Source organism: Segatella salivae F0493 (assembly GCF_000477535.1).
In the GTDB taxonomy this organism is placed as follows: domain Bacteria; phylum Bacteroidota; class Bacteroidia; order Bacteroidales; family Bacteroidaceae; genus Prevotella; species Prevotella salivae.
Map to the genome: position 1 here is coordinate 60,779 of NZ_AWGW01000019.1, position 15,064 is coordinate 75,842.

17 protein-coding genes are annotated in these 15,064 nt (G+C 38.2%); 7 read left to right on the forward strand and 10 right to left on the reverse strand.

All coding sequences use genetic code 11. The features are described 5' to 3' along the window. Window positions 1-57 precede the first annotated feature (57 nt). A complete protein-coding gene (locus tag HMPREF9145_RS06140; RefSeq protein WP_007133453.1) occupies window positions 58-1,812 on the forward strand; it encodes a phospho-sugar mutase in 1,755 nt (584 codons plus the stop codon). A 1-nt stretch (window position 1,813) separates the two neighbouring features. Next, on the forward strand, window positions 1,814-2,278 hold the full coding sequence (locus HMPREF9145_RS06145; protein ID WP_021825487.1) for a MaoC family dehydratase: 465 nt from the start codon (window positions 1,814-1,816) through the stop codon (window positions 2,276-2,278). A gap of 162 nt (window positions 2,279-2,440) precedes the next feature. Here HMPREF9145_RS06145 and HMPREF9145_RS06150 read toward each other — a convergent pair whose 3' ends face one another. Genes HMPREF9145_RS06150 through HMPREF9145_RS06160 form a run of 3 tightly spaced genes read right to left on the reverse strand, consistent with a single transcriptional unit; the run spans window position 2,441 to window position 6,344 of the window. Then, window positions 2,441-3,325, reverse strand: a complete 885-nt coding sequence (locus tag HMPREF9145_RS06150; protein WP_021825495.1) for an FAD-dependent thymidylate synthase — start codon at window positions 3,323-3,325, stop codon at window positions 2,441-2,443. Between the two features lie 39 nt (window positions 3,326-3,364). After that, on the reverse strand, window positions 3,365-4,039 hold the full coding sequence (locus HMPREF9145_RS06155; RefSeq protein WP_036906857.1) for a tetratricopeptide repeat protein: 675 nt from the start codon (window positions 4,037-4,039) through the stop codon (window positions 3,365-3,367). Beyond that, window positions 4,032-6,344, reverse strand: a complete 2,313-nt coding sequence (locus HMPREF9145_RS06160; protein ID WP_021825516.1) for a transglycosylase domain-containing protein — start codon at window positions 6,342-6,344, stop codon at window positions 4,032-4,034. The genes HMPREF9145_RS06155 and HMPREF9145_RS06160 overlap by 8 nt, the downstream gene beginning before the upstream one ends. Window positions 6,345-6,636: 292 nt before the next feature. Here HMPREF9145_RS06160 and HMPREF9145_RS13935 point away from each other — a divergent pair, with 292 nt between their 5' ends. Next, window positions 6,637-6,999 carry a hypothetical protein gene (locus HMPREF9145_RS13935; RefSeq protein WP_036906833.1) on the forward strand — a complete coding sequence of 121 codons (363 nt, stop codon included), beginning with the start codon at window positions 6,637-6,639 and terminating at the stop codon, window positions 6,997-6,999. Window positions 7,000-7,101: 102 nt separating this feature from the next. On the opposite strand, the gene HMPREF9145_RS06170 is transcribed toward HMPREF9145_RS13935, so the two are convergent. The 7 genes from HMPREF9145_RS06170 to nusB form a co-directional block, all read right to left on the reverse strand. Further along, window positions 7,102-7,488: a hypothetical protein gene (locus HMPREF9145_RS06170; protein WP_007133447.1), complete on the reverse strand. Its 387-nt coding sequence runs from the start codon at window positions 7,486-7,488 to the stop codon at window positions 7,102-7,104. A 36-nt stretch (window positions 7,489-7,524) separates the two neighbouring features. Beyond that, window positions 7,525-7,830: a YtxH domain-containing protein gene (locus tag HMPREF9145_RS06175; protein WP_007133446.1), complete on the reverse strand. Its 306-nt coding sequence runs from the start codon at window positions 7,828-7,830 to the stop codon at window positions 7,525-7,527. A 594-nt stretch (window positions 7,831-8,424) separates the two neighbouring features. Continuing rightward, window positions 8,425-8,868, reverse strand: a complete 444-nt coding sequence (locus tag HMPREF9145_RS13700) for a DUF5606 family protein (RefSeq protein ID WP_021825472.1) — start codon at window positions 8,866-8,868, stop codon at window positions 8,425-8,427. 34 nt (window positions 8,869-8,902) lie between these two features. After that, window positions 8,903-9,487: a dephospho-CoA kinase gene (gene coaE, locus HMPREF9145_RS13705; RefSeq protein ID WP_036906836.1), complete on the reverse strand. Its 585-nt coding sequence runs from the start codon at window positions 9,485-9,487 to the stop codon at window positions 8,903-8,905. 11 nt (window positions 9,488-9,498) lie between these two features. Next, entirely contained in the window at window positions 9,499-10,479 is a 981-nt protein-coding gene (locus HMPREF9145_RS06190; RefSeq protein ID WP_036906837.1) for a CdaR family protein, read from the reverse strand. Next, on the reverse strand, window positions 10,472-10,789 hold the full coding sequence (gene yajC, locus HMPREF9145_RS06195) for a preprotein translocase subunit YajC (protein WP_007133438.1): 318 nt from the start codon (window positions 10,787-10,789) through the stop codon (window positions 10,472-10,474). Before yajC ends, HMPREF9145_RS06190 begins: the two co-directional genes overlap by 8 nt. A 12-nt stretch (window positions 10,790-10,801) precedes the next feature. Further along, window positions 10,802-11,758: a transcription antitermination factor NusB gene (gene nusB, locus HMPREF9145_RS06200; protein WP_021825488.1), complete on the reverse strand. Its 957-nt coding sequence runs from the start codon at window positions 11,756-11,758 to the stop codon at window positions 10,802-10,804. A 218-nt stretch (window positions 11,759-11,976) separates the two neighbouring features. On the opposite strand from nusB, the gene HMPREF9145_RS06205 reads away from it, so the two are divergent. From HMPREF9145_RS06205 to HMPREF9145_RS06220, 4 genes are all read left to right on the forward strand, one after another. After that, the gene (locus HMPREF9145_RS06205) at window positions 11,977-12,591 is read left to right on the forward strand and encodes a 50S ribosomal protein L25/general stress protein Ctc (RefSeq protein WP_007133435.1); all 615 of its coding nucleotides are present in this window, start codon (window positions 11,977-11,979) and stop codon (window positions 12,589-12,591) included. A 5-nt stretch (window positions 12,592-12,596) separates the two neighbouring features. Then, window positions 12,597-13,169: an aminoacyl-tRNA hydrolase gene (pth, locus tag HMPREF9145_RS06210; protein ID WP_007133434.1), complete on the forward strand. Its 573-nt coding sequence runs from the start codon at window positions 12,597-12,599 to the stop codon at window positions 13,167-13,169. A 2-nt stretch (window positions 13,170-13,171) separates the two neighbouring features. Next, window positions 13,172-13,588, forward strand: a complete 417-nt coding sequence (locus HMPREF9145_RS06215) for an RNA-binding S4 domain-containing protein (protein ID WP_021825498.1) — start codon at window positions 13,172-13,174, stop codon at window positions 13,586-13,588. Window positions 13,589-13,777: 189 nt separating this feature from the next. Further along, window positions 13,778-14,965 carry an ATP-binding protein gene (locus tag HMPREF9145_RS06220; protein ID WP_021825492.1) on the forward strand — a complete coding sequence of 396 codons (1,188 nt, stop codon included), beginning with the start codon at window positions 13,778-13,780 and terminating at the stop codon, window positions 14,963-14,965. Window positions 14,966-15,064: the final 99 nt, after the last annotated feature.

Genomic DNA, 15,064 nt, shown 5'->3' on the forward strand with positions numbered 1-15,064 from the left:
AAAAATGTGTAACTTTGCGTGAGAACAATTTTATAAAATAATTCATACTTTAAGACTATGGCAAATAACACAGAACTAATTTCACAGTGTGAAGCAAAAGCCAAACAATGGTTATCACCGGCCTTTGACGAAGAGACCAGAAAAGAAGTTGAAGCAAAATTAAAGGCAGAAGACAAAACAGAATTGGTTGAAAGCTTTTATAAAGATCTTGAATTTGGAACAGGTGGTCTCCGCGGTATAATGGGAGCTGGTTCTAACCGCATGAATATCTACACGGTTGGAATGGCAACTCAGGGCTTCGCTAACTATCTAAAGAAGAATTTCGAAGGTAAGAAAGACATAGCAGTTGTTGTTTGTCATGACTGCAGAAACAACAGTCGGAAGTTTGCAGAGACGGTTGCTAACATCTTTTCTGCTAATGGAATAAAGGCTTATTTGTTTGATGACATGCGCCCAACTCCTGAATGTTCTTACGCAATTCGACACTTACATTGTCAAGCCGGCGTAAATATCACTGCCAGCCACAACCCAAAAGAGTATAATGGTTATAAGGCTTATTGGGAAGATGGAGCACAAGTACTTGCGCCTCATGACACAGGTATCATTGACGAGGTTAACAAAGTAAAGGTTGAAGACGTAAAATTCAAAGGTAATCCTTCATTGATTCAGAGCATTGGAAAAGACATTGATGAACCTTATTTGAAAGAAATCCACACACTAAGTATAGATCCTGAAGTCATCAAACGTCATCATGACTTGAAAATTGTCTATACACCTTTGCATGGAACTGGCATGATGGCAATCCCACAAAGCCTCAAACTATGGGGATTTGACAATGTACATTGTGTCAAAGAACAAATGCAAAGAAGTGGTGATTTCCCAACCGTTGTTAGTCCAAACCCAGAAAACGGCGAAGCATTAGCTTTGGCGATACGTGATGCAAAGGCTTTAGATGCAGATATTGTAATGGCATCTGACCCAGACGCAGATCGTGTAGGAATGGCTTGTAAGAATGACAAGGGCGAATGGGTTTTGATTAATGGTAACCAAACTTGTTTGATTTTCCTTTATTACATCATTACGAATCGTCAGGCGAAAGGTTTGCTAAAACCAACTGATTTCATCGTTAAGACCATCGTTACAACCGAAGTTATTAAAAAGGTTGCCGACAAAGCAGGAATAGAAATGCGTGACTGCTATACAGGATTCAAGTGGATTGCACGTGAAATTCGACTCTCTGAAGGAAAGCAGAAATATATTGGTGGAGGCGAAGAAAGCTATGGTTTCCTTGCAGAAGATTTTGTTCGAGATAAAGACTCCGTTTCAGCTATTAGCCTTTTGGCAGAGATTTGCGCTTGGGCAAAAGATAAAGGAAAGACCCTCTACGATGTCCTCATGGATATATATCTGGAATATGGATTCTCAAAAGAGTTCACTGTAAACGTTGTTCGACCAGGAAAGACAGGAGCAGAAGAGATTAAACAGATGATGACAAACTTCAGAAATAATCCTCCTAAAGACCTTGGTGGTAGTAAAGTTGTATTGTGGAAAGACTATCAAACACTTGAAACAACTCATGAAGATGGTTCGAAAACAAAGCTCGACATGCCTGCAACAAGTAATGTTCTGCAATGGTTCTGCAACGACGGGACTAAAGTTAGTGTAAGACCTTCAGGCACAGAACCGAAAATTAAGTTCTATCTTGAAGTGAAAGGTGACATCAAGAAGGCTTCTGAATATGCTGCCCTTGAACTGCAAGGAATGGAGAAAATCAACGCAATAAAAAAGAGTTTAGGACTTGACAAAGATTAAGATGAGTAAGTTAGTAATTAATTCATACGAAGAGTTTGCATCACATTTAGGCCAACATTTAGGCGTTTCAGAATGGCTTAAAGTTGATCAGAAACGTATTAATGACTTTGCTGATGCAACATTAGACCATCAATGGATTCATGTTGATGAAGAACGTGCAAAGAAAGAAAGCCCATATAAGAGTACTATTGCACATGGCTATTTGACTCTGTCATTGCTTCCCTACATGTGGAATCAAATCATTGAGGTGAACAATCTCAAGATGATGGTCAACTATGGCATGGATAAAATGCGCTTTGGTAAACCTGTTCTCACAGGGAATAGTGTCAGATTATCAACAACGCTCAATCAAATTGAGAACCTAAGAGGAATCTGCAAAGCACAAATTGGATTCAAAATTGAAATAGAAAACGAGAAAAAGCCTGCCCTTGAAGGCGAAGCTACCTTCCTTTACTATTTCAAATAAGTAATTAAAAGAAAATGGAGAAAGCCAACACTTTCTCCATTTTTCTTTATCTATCATTATCTAATATCTACTCCACAAAGCCATTTAGGAAACTCATTCCTATGTAAATACTTTATAAAAGCTATCTAAACGAGAGATGTTTTGATGCAAATGACCGCGTAATTACAATAGTTTTAGACGCTTAAACTCCTCAAAGAGTGGTAAGGCTATTGCCTTTGCATCAGGATGAGGGGCTCCCGTCGTACCTAAAGCGCGCAAATCAAAGAAATGTTTCCAATCGCTTACTAACGCGGTATGTACTAATTCTGTATTCGTATCTAATGGCAATACAACACGAGCTTCTTGAGGTTTCTTTCCCTTTGAAATCAAATTCATATATGAAAATTCACAGGCAAGGTTAGCAAAAAGCCACAAATCAAACGCACTCCAATGCTCTTGGGCCTTTGAATCAAGAATATCTGCACAATATTTCGTTAGAGATTCAGCATTAACAATGTCTTCTCCCTCACTAAACTCACTCTCTTTCATCACCCATTCAGGAAGATTCACAGCAATCTCTCCACCAAACTTTTCTTTACTATAATTGCAATAGCGTGTTGATTGCTCAGCCATAGAGTTGGCACGATGCCTGTTAAACTCACGCGTAACACCAACTTGAGTGGTGAAATGAACAGTGATGCGAAGCTCATGTAGGGGAAGAGGATCGCACACAAACTGCAAATCATCCAACCATTTGTTTTCAGCCAGCACTCTCAAATTAGTGGTTATATATGCCACCCCATCTTTCAGATTCACATGCGAGAATCGATTGTTAGCATATCGATTAATGAGCGACTCCGAATCTGACTTCAAATATACCGTACCATGTTCAAGCATCGCCGTATGATCGGATGCAATCATCTTTTCAACAAATGGTTTTGCAGAATCTTCAGAAGCATTCTTCTCACTCTTGTAACAAACTCTTCCGGCTCGTTCTATTTGTTTATAAATTCCATTAAGTCCCTTTTCTTGAGCCCATATTTCATAGGATGGATGAATTATCTTCATATCTTTAATATTATATTTATCATTACTCCAATCGGATTATTATTTTAATTTATCATAGAACTCTTTCAAAGCCACTCTTGAAACTCCGAGCTTTTCAAGACTTCGTAAATCTTCTAAAGCTTCTTCTTTCTTCTTTAATTGTATTCTAACAAATGCCCGTGAAAGAAGATAATCTTGTTCATTAGGGCATCGCTTGATAGCTTCTGAGTAGTCAAACTCAGCCAAACTATACATCTTTCGTTCTCGCTCCATGTTGGCTCTTGCGGCATAAGCCACAGCACTATCTGGATATTGATTGATTAAACGATTTATACCATCAAATGCCTCCGTATAATGTTTATCCTTTTCATTCAGTAACGCCAGCCCCAATTGCGCTTCAAAATTACCAGGCACTATATATAATAGGTGCTCATAATCTTGTCTTGCAAAGTTATATCGCGACAATTTCTCATTCACATACGCACGAAAGTAAAGCGCAGTTGGATTATTTTCATCCTTCGCTAATACTCTATCGTATTCCTCCTTAGCATACTCCCATTCATGCAGACGAACGTTCCATGAAGCCTTTTGCAGTCGCAATGCAATACTTTCCGGATGAAAAGCCAACGAATCGGATGCTGCTTTTAGGCTATCACGCATTGCATTTGAATTCTGCGCCACTGCGATTCCCGTTGAAATCATCCACATCAAAGCCAAGACGAGACATCTATTCATAAATATCATCAATTTGGAAATCATCATCTTCTTTATCTTGTTTCCCGCAAGGATTAAAGCCTTCAGGCAACCCAAACGTAGCTTTACTGCTATAACCCAATGAAGAATCACGATAAATCTTCTTCATATAATACGCCCAAATCGGCAAGGCCATCGTTGCACCCTGCCCCATTGACATGTTATCGAAATGGATATCACGGTCTTCTCCGCCTACCCAAATACCAGTAACTAATTGAGGAGTAAAGCCTATGAACCAAGCATCACTGTTATTATTCGTTGTACCTGTCTTACCACAGATTTGTCCTTCCATGTGATATTTATAGCGAAGTCGACTTGCTGTACCGCCATCAACAACGCCTTGTAACAAGACAAGCATCTTGTTTGCACTCTCGGCACTAATCACTTCATTCATACGCGGCTGGAATGTTGCAATAACATTTCCTTCGTTATCCTCAATCTTGCTAACAAACATTGGCGCCGTTCGTATTCCATGATTGGCAAATGCAGAATAGGCACTTACCATTTCAGCCACACTCACGTCGCACGGACCGAGACAAAGTGACATTGAAGGATGAATATCAGGATTGTTGATGCCAAATTCATGAAGTGTTGTTACAAACTGCTGAGGGTTCAGCTTGCTCATCAAATAGGCTGAAATCCAGTTATTACTATTTGCCAAGCCCCACTGAAGCGTCACCATCTGCCCATAACGCGCATGCGAACCATTGCGCGGAGTCCATGGTCTGCCTGCTACCATATAGGTTTTTTGTACATTAGGAGCCATGTCACATGGAGAAAAACCATTTTCCATAGCAAGTGCATACAAGAATGGTTTAATCGTAGAACCAACCTGTCGGCGACCTCCCGTAACCATATCATACATGAAATGTGTGTAATCCAAACCTCCCACATAGGCTTTCACTGCACCTGTTTTGGGGTCCATGCTCATAAAGCCAGCACGCAAGAAACTCTTATAATATTTGATTGAGTCCATTGGAGTCATCACCGTGTCAATGTCACCATGATAGGTGAAAATGGTCATCTCAACCGGACGATGAAAGGCTGCACGAATCTCTTGCTCACTTGCACCTTGGGCTTTCATATTGCGATAGCGCTCACTCTGATACATATTTCGATTCAAAATCGAACGCAACTGAGCTAAAGTCAACGAAGATGTAAACGGAGCATTCTTCTTACTTCGATTAGCCTTATTAAAGGCTGGCTGCAAGAATTTCGTCACATGCCCATATACTGATTCTTCTGCAAATTGTTGCATGTGGCTATCGATTGTCGTTGTAATCTTCAAACCATCGGTGTAAATATTATAAGGTGTACCATCTTTCTTGAAATTCTTGTTACACCAACCATACAAGGGGTCACTAACCCAGGCAATTGAGTCCAAAGTATATTGCACCTTATTCCAAGACGGATAGTTCGACCTATCAGGCTTTTCGGCCATCATATACTGACGAAGGAACTCTCTGAAATATGTTGCCTCTCCATCCTTATGATCGATTCGACGGAAGTTCAAAGCTATTGGCTTAGCGCAATACTCATCATATTGTGACCTTGACAAATAACCAGCTTTCAACATCTGACCTAAAACAACATTCCGACGATCACGCGCGCGCTCTGGGAATCTCACAGGATTAAAAAGTGACGGATTCTTACAAAGACCTATAAGCATAGCCGACTCATCAACATCCAAATCCTTGGCTTCCTTATTGAAATAAGTATTTGCTGCCGTCTTAATACCTACCGCATTATGCAAGAAATCAAAATAATTCAAATACAAAGCGATAATCTCTTCCTTTGTATAATTACGTTCAAGTTTCACAGCTATCACCCACTCTATGGGCTTCTGTAACATACGTTCCAACGTATTGTGCACCTGCGCAGAATACAATTGTTTCGCAAGCTGCTGAGTGATGGTCGAACCGCCACCTGCTGAAGCCTGGCCCAGCATTCCTCTCTTGACAATGGCACGCCCCAAAGCAATAAAATCAATTCCGCTATGCTCATAAAAGCGTTCATCTTCTGTTGCCACCAAAGCATCAACCAAATGTTTTGAGATGCGGCTATAAGGAATGATAATTCTGTTCTCTTTATTGAGGTTGTATGTACCAATCACCCTCCCATCTGAAGAATAAACCTGCGATGCAAACCGATTAATAGGATTTTGCAAATCTTCTACAGGAGGCATATAGCCAATCCAACCATTCCAAATGGCTGTAAAGGCAAGCGCTGCTCCGCACACCAATATAATCAATGTCCCCCATAGAAAGTGAACAAAAGCTTTTCTCATCGTGATATCTTTTTAACTAAGAAACTTTGAAACTTAAAAATCAGTAGCTATCCACCGATTAACCATCACAAAGGTAATGTTATATCGGGAGAAAAAAGAATTTAAAACAAAGTTTTTCATGCCGCTAAGGAGTACCACAAGTTCACAAAGGGCATTTTATGATTAGATACAACGTATCTAACACCAAAAAGCAAATTTTCATCGCAGATACAACGTATCCAACACCAAAAAGCAAATTTTCATCGCAGATACAACGTATCTAACACCAAAAAGTAATTTTTCATACTTCCGCGTGGCGCAGAAACGCCAAAAAGCAATTTCCCATGCTTCCGCGTGGCGCGGAAACGCCAAAAAACATTTTTTCATACTTCCGCGTGGCGCAGAAACGCCAAAAAGCAATTTTTCATGCTTCCGCGTGGCGCGGAAACGCCAAAAAGCCAATTTTCATGCTTCTGTGTGGCGCGGAAACGATTTAAAAGAGATGATAAAAGAAAGCCCCGCAAATATTAATCTGCGAGGCTTATATCATTCACATTCTTATGCTATCAATACAGGCGTAATGGAGGTACTTTTAGTAACCTTCAGCTGCTCTATACAAGTTTATATAGGCTATTTAAAGCCTAATAAATCATTTTATATGAAATTAGCAGCATAGCTACAGTAAATAATGAATTGTGTGGTCGACAAGGTAAAGGAAGAGTAAAAAAGAGGATGTATCAATTTTGACACACCCTCTTACTATTATGTTTTTTCTCTACTATCTCTTTCCGTTAGCAGTCCATATTTTCCCATCTTTAGTGTATAGAATATTCAATGATGAAGCATTGATTCTAATTATTTTTACACCTTCTTTCAAGTCGATATTTACTAAAGTGTGGTCACCTTCCTTCTTAAAGGTTACGCCTTTAAGGTCAGGGATTCCATCTGAAAATCTAAAATAGTAACTACCTGCTGCTTTAATGACGGTTATAGAACCGTTATCGGCACTTTTCTTTATTTTATCACCTGAATAAGAGATTCTTCCTTTGTATGTTCCTACAAAGATATCATTGTCTGCAGGGTCATCTGTCTTGCTACAAGAGATTGAGGTAAGAGCTACAATGAATAAACAAATCAAAGTAGCTAAACTGAAGATTTTTTTCATAAATAATTTTATTTTAAGGGTTACTAATCAGCTAAGTTATTTCTTAACTTTTTCTTTCAATGACGCTAATTTCTTTTCTAATAGCTTAACAAGGTCTTCTGGTTTACTGTCTGAATCTGATAAAAGATTGTCAACCTTTTCTTCTAAAGTGCCTTTTAACTCCATTGATTTATCACGCATTTTTCTTGTAAGGCTATCAAACTGATCTTTTAAGTCATCAATTTTATCGCCTATAGAATTCTTTTTACATAAGGTTTTATCTTTATCAAGTACAAAAAGTACACCTATACCTGCAACTGTTCCAGCTGCTACTCCTAATAAAATGCTTCCAATTTTTGACATAGTTTTTCTGTTTTAATTATGTTATAAAATACAAGGTTTATGTAGTAAAAGTATGCTTATTTTGGTAACCTTTGTCACATAAGCTAACTAAACTCTGATGCGAAGATACGAAAAAATATTGATAATAGCAAATCTTATACGAGGATTGCTGTTGAATAATACAAAAAATAACATTCAAACTGTTTAGCTTATGATAATGTTTTGTATATTAACAAAAAATTACTATCAGGTTATCAGAGCCTTTAAAAAGCAAATTTTCATCGCAGATACAACGTATCTAACACCAAAAAGCAATTTTTCATCGTAGATACAACGTATCTAACACCAAAAAACAATTTTTCATCGTAAATACAACGTATCTAATACCAAAAAGCAAATTTTCATCGCAGATACAACGTATCTAACACCAAAAAGCAATTTTTCATCGTAGATACAACGTATCTAACGCCAAAAAGCAATTTTTCATGCTTCCGCGTGGCGCGGAAACGATTTAAAAGAGATGATAAAAGAAAGCCCCGCTAATATTAATCTGCGAGGCTTATATCATTCACATTCTTATGCTATTAAGACATAAAATGTGGTGTTGTTTCTATTTTACTCTTCTGTTTTTCGGTCATCAATATTATCTCCCTGCGTAGGAGCCATTGTTGCTTCAAAGTCTGTGATTCCAGCTTTAACCAACAGGTTATACCATTGGAGCAATTTCTTGATGTCGCTGTCATGCACGCGATCTTCATCGAACTCAGGCAGGATTTCAGCAAAATATGCGCGAAGTTCTTTGCCGCTCATTTTCTTATAATTGACAGAAACCTCTTTGCCGGCCTCCTTTTTAGATACACTATCCAAAACTTTCCACAAAGGAATATCTTCTCCTGTGGTATAGATAGCGATATCTCCAAGACTTGTCACACGATCAGAGGCAAAGGCAGGAACACGTTTGTGCGTATCGTCAAGTGCTTCTACAATGAGATTCATTTTCCCACGAGAAACCAATTTGTAAAGGCCAGGTTTGCCTGCAATTGAAAGGATTGTTTCCATTTTCTTAATTGATTTGATTATTATTTTGATTTAATTATACCTTATATTGAAATACTTCAAGCATCTTCTCTATTTGCGAATCTAAATCTTCGCGTTCATCATTGAGCAACACAAAATCAGACTGCCGTTCTATATCCGATTGCGGCATTTGGCAGTTTATCCATTGCAATGCCTGCATCTGACTAATGTTGTCGCGCGCCATTATGCGTTTTTCCCTGATTTGTATGGGTGCTGAAACACAAACAATATGGTCAAAATGCACACGATGATTAAAACCGCTCTCAAAAAGGATTGCGCTTTCTAACCAATCAAAGCCACTTAAGAGAAAGTCTTCTGCTACAAATGGATGAATGATATTGTTGACCGCTTGCTTGTTTTCATTGCTTTTTAACAGAAAAGAAGCTAAAACACTTTTTACCACCATGCCATTTTGATAAACATCATCTCCGATAAGATTTGTCAATTTGCATTTTAGGGCATCATTCTCACGCATAAGACGTTTGGCTGCCTTGTCGCAATCATAAATCTTAATGCCACGAGCAGTCAATAAATGACAAATGAAAGTTTTTCCCGAACCTATACCACCCGTAATAGCAATCTTTTGAGACATAACGTTCATGTATAAACCTTTTATTGCTGTTCAATCAGATAATCAACCTGAGTCATTTGCAATCGGGGATGAATGATATCCTTAGGATATTGACGAAGCCTTATGGGGCACTTATCGGAAGGCTGACCTACGATATCATTATAATCGACCGCCACAATAAACTGGTCTGAATGAATTGATCTGAATCTGCTTCCGCCTACGGCAAATGAAACTCTTACCTTTGAGGGGAAAGTGCGCAACACCTTACCTGTCGGCATGTTGATAGCCACGATAGGAACCTCAACGCTCTCTTCAGTCAAGATATCAGGGTATATTGTCATTCTCACCTTTTGCGGAACAATCTTCGCTCCCTTTATACCACGCAAAGTAACCTCTCGCGTTATCGTGTCTTCAATCTGACGTATGGACAAAAGTTCTGTCGAAATCTTACGAATGCTATCGAGCGTGTGTCTGTCTGCATAAACGGTTACCTCAGACGGATAGAACTTTATCTGAGAGATATAATAACTTTTCCCTGCCTCTACAACTCCCGAAATACGAACAGGATACTGCCGAGACTGGCCATAATTGAAATAAAAAGTTTGTAAATCGGACTTAATAGCAGATATTTTTGAAGAACTGAAGAGTCGAAGATAAATCAGACGCTGCAAATCAGACAACGTAATCTTGCCTGTTCCTGTACTCCTATTAGCAAAAGTTTCGAAATCAATGAGAACGGGTTGCACCTTATTTCCATAGGTATAAGCAAGTAAAGTGAACCCTTTATCACGGACAGTAACATCAATAGTGTCACTCACATTTTGCGTAATAACGACATTTTTGGGCACATTGACTAATTTCACAGGGATATGAATGTCTTCATCATACGTCTCATTGAGAGCCATAAGAAGCCAGAATGTTCCACTCAATCCGAGGAAAAACAAAAAAATCAGAAACTCTCTATTCAGCGAACTAAACAAAAAGTTTCTGACATTCTTAGCTAATGTGAGAAGTTTATGCATTAGGCATTTGAGATGATGCGTCTTCAAAGACGTAACCCTTATTAACTGTTATAACTACGCCACGCGCAATTTCAACATCAACAGTGTTTGCTTGAATATCTACACGCTTTATTGTTCCATAGATACCACCACCAGTTACGACTTTAGAACCTTCCTGAAGAGAGTTCTGGAAATTACGAATCTTCTTCTGTTTCTTTTGTTGTGGACGAACCATGAACAACCAAAAAATGATAAGAATGGCACCCATCATTACAAAAACTCCCATTCCTCCACCTTGAGCTGCCTGCGCAGATAATAACATTATATTCATTTTAGTTAGATATTAATTAGTTTTTCCTTTATTTACATGCTCTCTTAATGTTTTCAGCATCATTCCATTGTCTACCAGAAAACGAGCAATCGAGTCTAACATTCCATTTATATAGCCAGCACTCTTCGATGTGCTATATAATTTAGCTAAATCCACATATTCATTTATAGTGACACTCACGGGGATATTAGGGAATGTGAGCATTTCGGCAATTGCAATTTGCATGATAACGATATCCATATAAGCTAAACGTCCAAAGTCCCAATTGCGACTTGCCTCACTCATATAGTGCTGATATTGGTCTGCATTGATGATTGTAGCTCTAAAAAGCTTACGTGCAAACTCTTTATCTTCGTCATCTTTATATTCAGGAAGAAGTTCCTGTTCACTACCATTAGCTTGTTCGAAACGCTTAATAGTCTTCAACACAAACGTATCAACAATTTCGCGGTCGTCGTTCCAATAAAGACTTTTCTCTTCAAGCAATGCATCGAGATCTTCATTATTCTGGATAAGCTGTTTATAAATCTTGCGCCATACTTCGCGATCAGCTTCATAACTATCCTCTTCAGAAGACATGTAGTCTGTATAAATCGAACTACTTTCTATTAGGTTACACATCTTGCGCAAGAACTCAATATCATCAGCCCAAGATAACTTTTGTGCTTCAACAAAATCTTGAAGCATCTTGTTCTCTTCTAATTGAACTGCAAATTTGTTATAAGCAAATTTCTGAGATGGTGCGTCTGTTCCCTCGCGTTGTGTTCTTTGTGTTGCTATTTCAACCCGATGACGTTCTTCACGTGTTATGGCAACTATCAACAAAAGCAACGTATTATATAAGTCATACGCTTTTGAAAGACTGAAAAACAATTCCTTTTCAGCAGTATCAATATTTTTGTTACCGTTTTGATAGTATGCATAGGTTAACTGAACTACCTTGATCCTTATAAGTTCCCTATTAATCATCCTCTAATAATTTATGGATTCCTATATCGTTGATTATATTAACCACAAAAGTAGATGATTTCAACTGAATATGCAAATCAAAGCTCTCATTTTCAATATTTTTTAGAAGAAATTTGCATAGAACCCAAAAATAGACTACCTTTGCAACGCTTTTCCGAGAGCAATCTCGTGTGATGGCGAATTAATTCATAACAATTTAATTTAGAGTAACACAAATTATGAAAGAGATTAATGTTGCAGGTCAGAAGCGAACAGACCTTGGTAAAAAAGCTTCTAAAGAACTTCGTAAACAAGGTTTTATTCCTTGTAACCTTTATGGAGAGAAGAAAAACGCTGATGGTAAGCCAGAAGCACACGCATTCACAATTGCATTCAGCGAACTTCGTAAGATCATCTATACTCCCCACATCTACGTTATCAATTTGAATATTGAAGGTGAGCATCACACAGCAATCTTGAAAGAGATTCAATTTCACCCAGTAACAGACGCACCTCTTCACGTTGATTTCTATGAAGTAAACGATCAAAAACCAATTAATATCGGTATCCCTGTCAAGCTGACAGGTCTTGCACAAGGTGTTCGTGATGGTGGACGTATGAACCTTTCTATTCGTAAGATTAACGTAACTGCACCTTATCAGCAGATTCCTGAGCATCTTGACATTGATGTTACTGCATTGAAGATTGGTAAGAGCATTAAGGTTGGAGAGCTTTCTTTCGAAGGTCTTGAGATTACAACCAGCAAAGATGTTGTTGTATGTTCTGTTAAGATGACAAGACAAGCACAACAAGCTGCAGCTGCAAGTGCGGAAGATTCATCTGCTGCTGAATAATTACAATGGATAAATTTCTAATTTGTGGTTTAGGGAATCCTGGTGATGAATATCAAGAAACCCGCCACAATACAGGATTCATGGTATTGGACGCTTTTGCAAAAGCGTCCAATATTCATTTTGAAGACAAGCGATATGGGTTCATTGCAGAAACCACTCTCAAAGGTCGTAAATTGATTTTATTGAAGCCAACAACTTTTATGAATCTAAGTGGTAACGCTGTAAGGTATTGGCTTAACAAAGAAAACATTGACCAAAGTCGGCTTCTTGTCATTAGCGATGATATCGCTTTACCTCTTGGAGCGTTCCGTCTTAAAGCAAATGGTAATAATGGAGGGCACAATGGATTGGGGCATATTCAACAACTAATTGGCACAAACTACGCCCGTTTACGAATGGGAATCGGAAATGATTACCCCAAAGGAGGCCAAGTTGATTGGGTCTTGGGGAAATACGATGACAATGACAAGACCATACTGCAACCCAGCATCAATATTGCTTGCGATATCATTAAAAGCTTTGCTTTAGCAGGAATTGATATCACAATGAACCAATTTAATAAACTCGGGAAGAAATAAATATGCAGGAAACCGCAAGAATAGATAAATGGCTTTGGGCCGCTCGCATATTCAAGACACGCTCTATTGCTGCAGATGCATGTAAGAATGGGCGTGTAACAAAGGGCGGAGTAAACGTCAAACCCAGCCACCTCATTAAGGTAGGCGAAGTAGTTAACATTAAGAAGCCACCTATCACCTATTCTTATAAGGTGTTAAAATGTATCGAACAACGTGTTGGAGCGAAATTAATCCCCGAAGTTTATGAGAATGTTACTTCTCCAAAGCAATATGAGTTGCTTGAAATGAGTCGTATCAGTGGTTTTGTTGATCGTGCACGAGGAACAGGAAGACCCACCAAAAAAGATCGTCGCGCTATTGATTCTTTTGTTGATCCGCTTATGTTCGGCTTCGACGATGATGATGATTTTGACGATTAAACAAAACTTATCATATCCAACAAAATAAACACTGACGACAAAGCTCTGCACAATTCCTATTTCTGTTTGTGATATTTGATAATGTGCTAAAATATGAAAAAAATCCCATTTTTTGCAATCTACAGTTTGCAAATAAGGAAATAAGTATTATCTTTGCATTGTATTTATATATAATATAACTCATAGATAATGGAAGCTTTCTTTCGTACACACGCTTATCTTGTTGAACATACAAACGCACCTGTACGTCGCACCCTAATGGATGAGATTAATTGGGACGATCGTATGATTGGCATTAAAGGCACGCGTGGTGTTGGAAAGACTACTTTCTTATTGCAATACGCGAAAGAAAAGTTTGGTGCACACGACAAGAGATGTCTCTATGTCAATATGAATAACTTTTATTTTCAGGGTAAAGGTATTGCAGATTTTGCCGGAGACTTTGTCAACAATGGAGGAAAAGTTCTTTTGATTGACCAAGTGTTCAAACAACCTAATTGGAGTACAGAACTTCGTAAATGCTATGACTCTTATCCAAATCTAAAGATTGTCTTCACGGGTAGTAGCGTTATGAGACTCAAAGAAGAGAATCCTGAACTCCATAGCATAGTTGAAAGCTATAATCTTCGTGGATTTTCCTTTCGAGAATATCTTAATTTAATGACGGGAAATAACTTCCATGCTTACACCTTAGATGAGATTTTACATAATCACGAGCACATTATTAAAGATATCCTCCCATTGATTAGTCCGATGAAATACTTCTCTGATTACATTCATCACGGCTTTTATCCTTTCTTCTTAGAACACGCAAACTTCTCCGAAAACTTACTGAAGACAATGAACATGATGACAGAAGTCGACATTCTGCTCATCAAACAAATAGACTTAAAGTATCTGACCAAGATTAAAAAGCTCTTTTATTTATTGGCAGTTGAAGGCCCAAAAGCTCCGAACATCAGTAATTTGGCGCATGAAATACAAACAAGTCGTGCAACAGTAATGAACTATATCAAGTATCTTGCAGACGCTCGACTCATTAATATCATTTATCCCGTCGGACATGAATTTCCTAAAAAGCCAACCAAAGTAATGATGCACAACTCCAATTTGATGTATGCCATCTACCCGATTCAAGTAAACGAGCAAGAGGTTATGGAGACATTCTTCGTCAATTCTTTGTGGAAAGATCATCAAGTCAATCAAGCTTCAAAGGATCATTACTTTACTATTGATGGAAATCGTAAGTTTAAGATTACTGATGCATTAAGCGAACACAAGCAACGATGCAACCCTGACACCATCTATGCACGCTATAATACGGAAGTAGGAAAAGATAATCTCATCCCTCTTTGGCTGTTAGGTTTCCTGTATTAAAGGGAATAGCAACAAAGTTGAAGCACAAACAAGACATTAAGTCTTTCAAAACGAGAAAAGAAATATAACATATATACAAAAACATTCATTAATATTTAT

What these genes read in the sequence shown, in the direction of transcription:
- HMPREF9145_RS06140 (WP_007133453.1), top strand. Translation starts at nt 58, where the DNA reads ATGGCAAATAACACAGAACTAATTTCACAGTGTGAAGCAAAAGCCAAA.
- HMPREF9145_RS06145 (WP_021825487.1), top strand. Translation starts at nt 1,814, where the DNA reads ATGAGTAAGTTAGTAATTAATTCATACGAAGAGTTTGCATCACATTTA.
- HMPREF9145_RS06150 (WP_021825495.1), bottom strand. Translation starts at nt 3,325, where the DNA reads ATGAAGATAATTCATCCATCCTATGAAATATGGGCTCAAGAAAAGGGA.
- HMPREF9145_RS06155 (WP_036906857.1), bottom strand. Translation starts at nt 4,039, where the DNA reads ATGAATAGATGTCTCGTCTTGGCTTTGATGTGGATGATTTCAACGGGA.
- HMPREF9145_RS06160 (WP_021825516.1), bottom strand. Translation starts at nt 6,344, where the DNA reads ATGAGAAAAGCTTTTGTTCACTTTCTATGGGGGACATTGATTATATTG.
- HMPREF9145_RS06170 (WP_007133447.1), bottom strand. Translation starts at nt 7,488, where the DNA reads ATGAAAAAAATCTTCAGTTTAGCTACTTTGATTTGTTTATTCATTGTA.
- HMPREF9145_RS06175 (WP_007133446.1), bottom strand. Translation starts at nt 7,830, where the DNA reads ATGTCAAAAATTGGAAGCATTTTATTAGGAGTAGCAGCTGGAACAGTT.
- HMPREF9145_RS13700 (WP_021825472.1), bottom strand. Translation starts at nt 8,868, where the DNA reads ATGGAAACAATCCTTTCAATTGCAGGCAAACCTGGCCTTTACAAATTG.
- coaE (WP_036906836.1), bottom strand. Translation starts at nt 9,487, where the DNA reads ATGAACGTTATGTCTCAAAAGATTGCTATTACGGGTGGTATAGGTTCG.
- HMPREF9145_RS06190 (WP_036906837.1), bottom strand. Translation starts at nt 10,479, where the DNA reads ATGCATAAACTTCTCACATTAGCTAAGAATGTCAGAAACTTTTTGTTT.
- yajC (WP_007133438.1), bottom strand. Translation starts at nt 10,789, where the DNA reads ATGAATATAATGTTATTATCTGCGCAGGCAGCTCAAGGTGGAGGAATG.
- nusB (WP_021825488.1), bottom strand. Translation starts at nt 11,758, where the DNA reads ATGATTAATAGGGAACTTATAAGGATCAAGGTAGTTCAGTTAACCTAT.
- HMPREF9145_RS06205 (WP_007133435.1), top strand. Translation starts at nt 11,977, where the DNA reads ATGAAAGAGATTAATGTTGCAGGTCAGAAGCGAACAGACCTTGGTAAA.
- pth (WP_007133434.1), top strand. Translation starts at nt 12,597, where the DNA reads ATGGATAAATTTCTAATTTGTGGTTTAGGGAATCCTGGTGATGAATAT.
- HMPREF9145_RS06215 (WP_021825498.1), top strand. Translation starts at nt 13,172, where the DNA reads ATGCAGGAAACCGCAAGAATAGATAAATGGCTTTGGGCCGCTCGCATA.
- HMPREF9145_RS06220 (WP_021825492.1), top strand. Translation starts at nt 13,778, where the DNA reads ATGGAAGCTTTCTTTCGTACACACGCTTATCTTGTTGAACATACAAAC.